A 2,869-nucleotide genomic window follows, 5' to 3' on the forward strand; every position below is an offset into this window, starting at 1 on the left:
GACAGCTACCGCCTCAAAGACCGCGACCTCGGCCGCGTCCCCGCGGCCAAGACCAACGACTGAAGATCAACAAACGGGTCCATTTTCGCCCGCCGCAGACGGGTCCGTTTTCAGCCGTCGTTGACACCAGGGTCGTTTTGTTTCATCCTTGGTCTCATTCACCGCTCTCCCTGCGGTCGGCATGCGCCGGCGTTGCCAGGGCGGGGGCCAGGGCCGCGCTACGAGAGTCGCCGGGTCGCTGTTCCCGTCGTGCTCGCACTGCGGTCGCCGTCGTGGCAGCGGTATCGGCCCGGCGGTGCTCCCGCCGGGCCGATCGCGGTAACCGGCCCGCTCGCCGGACTCCTCCGCGCCACCGGCGCAGTGATCCGCCGACCGCTCTCATGCTCGCCCTGAGCGTGCGCTATTGCCGATGTCCGGGGGCTTCATTCCGCGCACGGCGAGCACGCTGCCTGGTCGCCCGAACTCGCCCCTGGTCCTCACGCCTGGTTCGGCCACGAGGCCGCGGTCGAGGAGTTCGCTGACGAGGCTCGACACGGTCGCCTTGGTGAGCCCGGTCGCCGCCGCGACTTGGGCCCTGCTCATCGGCCCTCGGCTGTGGAAGTGGCGCAGCACCAGACCCAGGTTGTGCCGTCGGACGCTTGGCGCCCGTGCGGGAACGGAGTCTGGCGTGCTCATCTCACCAATCGTGCACGCCCTGAACTCGGCCATACGCGCTGTAAATGTCATGTTCTGTTCTTGACAGTGGCCCAAGCCGGCGAGTTTAGTTCACTATCTAGACTAAATAGTTCAGCGGGGGCTTTACGAGGAGGTCGCCGTGCAGCATCGCCACGCATCCCACGCGGATGATCCGACCACTCGCGGTTCGCACCTCTCACGCCGGATGTTCCTCGGCGCAGGAGCAGCTGTTGCTGCTGGGACGACGTTGGGACTGGCCGGGCCGGCGTTCGCGGACACCGAGAATTCGGGCAAATTGCGTGAAGAGGTTCCGTTCGGGCCCGTTGTTGTGGCCAACCCGGGCGGACCTGCGTCCTACGCTCGTGCTGTGCGCCTCAGCACCGCGCAGCCTGGGAGATCGCGGACTCTGCTCGCGACATTCCAAGGTGGAGGCGGTCCGGGCTTCCCTCTCTACCGGAGCGACGACGATGGCCGCACCTGGCAGAAGCAGAGCAGCGTGCCCACCGCCGGAGTCTCTCTTCAGCCGTTCCTGTACGAGCTGCCCCGTGCGTTCGCGGGCTTGCCCAAGAGAGCACTGCTCTTCGCGTGCAATTCGCTGGGTAACTTCACCAGCACCGACATCCAGCTCTACGCCAGCACAGACGGCGGCCTCACCTGGCAGTTCCTGAGCACGGTTGCCCAGGGCGGACCGCCCGACACGACGAACGGCGCGACACCGGTCTGGGAGCCGTTCCTGCTGCTGCACAACAACAAGCTGATCTGCTACTACTCCGACCAGCGGGACCCGGACTTCGGTCAGAAGCTCGCCCACCAGACCAGCACGGACCTGCACACGTGGGGTCCTGTCGTCAACGACGCGACCGGAACGACGTACGCCGAGCGGCCTGGCATGACCACCGTGGCGCGGCTGAGGGGGGACCTGTGGATCATGACCTACGAATTCGGGGCACCCGTGGATCCCGATAACCCCGATCAGGCCAACTACACCTACCACGTGCACTACCGGATCGCGAAGGACCCGGAGTCCTTCCGGTTCTCCAGGGACACCCAGCTCCTCGACCAGGCCGGTTACGCCCCGAATGGAGCCCCCGTGGTGTCGTGGTCGGATTCGGGGGGCCCGTACGGAACGATCCTCGTCACGGACAACGACGATCAGGACTTCTTCATCAACCGCGACCTCGGCAACCCCAGGAAATGGACGCGGCTGTCCTCGCCGATGCCGGCCGGGTACAGCCGGTTCACCATCCCGCTAGATGGCCCCGGGAGCCCTCGGAACCGTGGCCTGGTCTTCGTCATCACGGGAGCGCAGTACGGAAAGTCCGCGCCCGTCGAGGCGGGCATCATCGCGGTGCGCGGTTGAGACCTCCAGCGGAAGTCCGTGACCGCGCGCACTCCTGACGGGCCGGGGACGACCGCCAGGGGTAGCCGGTCGAAGGTGTCGTGGCCGATGTGCTCCCGCAGTTCTTCGGGGTCAGCGCCGATCTCCAGCCGGGTCACGGCGACCGCGCGCTCGCTTCGGCGACAGAGGGTTTGCCTCCAACTGCCGCGTCAGCGGCCCTAGAAGCGCACGATCCCTGTCCCGCCGCGTAGGCATCCGCTTCAGATCCAGGTCCTTGGCGAGCCTGGTCGGGCACGTGCTCGCCGAGTATCCGAAGGAGATGAAGCTGGACGGCAAGTCGGTAGCCGCGATCGCCGACCAGGTGGTGCCGGGCCTGACGGCAGCCATGGTCCTGCTCAAGGAGCAAAATCCGGCAGAGGCCGGCAACTTCCGCAGCACCGTCCTCGTTGCCGTCGAAGCAGCCGCCCGGACCCACCAGGGCCGGCCCAGGACAAGCCTACGCAAGGCCGTGCGGGCTCTCTGATCGTAAAGCCGTCTCAAACGTGGTCTCATTCAGCTGTGCGTCAGCCAGGGTCCGTAGCTGTCCGCCGAGGTACGCCACCCACCGCTTGAGCTGGTCGGATGTACCTCGGTGGACGTTGCCGAACGGCTCTTACCGGAACTCGTGATGAAGAGGTCGTCGGTTCGATCCCGACAGGCGGCTCCAGGCCGAAGGCCCCTTCCGATCTCTTGGGTTCTAGTGGTCGTCGCAACGCCCCTGCTGAGGGGATGCGATGGCTTTCGAGATCCGGGAGAGCCGGGGACGGGCCCAAGGACGTAAGAAGCTGGTCCGTGAACGCGAGGAATACTTGCGGC

General features: G+C 66.4%; 3 protein-coding genes. 2 read left to right on the plus strand and 1 reads right to left on the minus strand.

Annotation, left to right across the window (positions count from 1 at the left end; translation table 11 throughout):
* Nucleotides 1-378 precede the first annotated feature (378 nt).
* The gene (locus NE234_RS44020; protein ID WP_308207009.1) at nt 379-726 is read right to left on the minus strand and encodes a helix-turn-helix domain-containing protein; all 348 of its coding nucleotides are present in this window, start codon (nt 724-726) and stop codon (nt 379-381) included.
* Nucleotides 727-1,171: 445 nt separating this feature from the next.
* Between NE234_RS44020 and NE234_RS44025 the strand changes: the two genes are divergently transcribed.
* The gene (locus NE234_RS44025; protein WP_252787134.1) at nt 1,172-2,035 is read left to right on the plus strand and encodes a hypothetical protein; all 864 of its coding nucleotides are present in this window, start codon (nt 1,172-1,174) and stop codon (nt 2,033-2,035) included.
* 253 nt (nt 2,036-2,288) lie between these two features.
* Nucleotides 2,289-2,537, plus strand: coding sequence for a hypothetical protein (locus tag NE234_RS44030; RefSeq protein WP_252787135.1), 249 nt, complete (start codon nt 2,289-2,291; stop codon nt 2,535-2,537).
* The last annotated feature ends 332 nt before the right edge of the window (nt 2,538-2,869 follow it).

The organism is Actinoallomurus rhizosphaericola, assembly GCF_024055675.1.
Lineage (GTDB): Bacteria > Actinomycetota > Actinomycetes > Streptosporangiales > Streptosporangiaceae > Actinoallomurus > Actinoallomurus soli.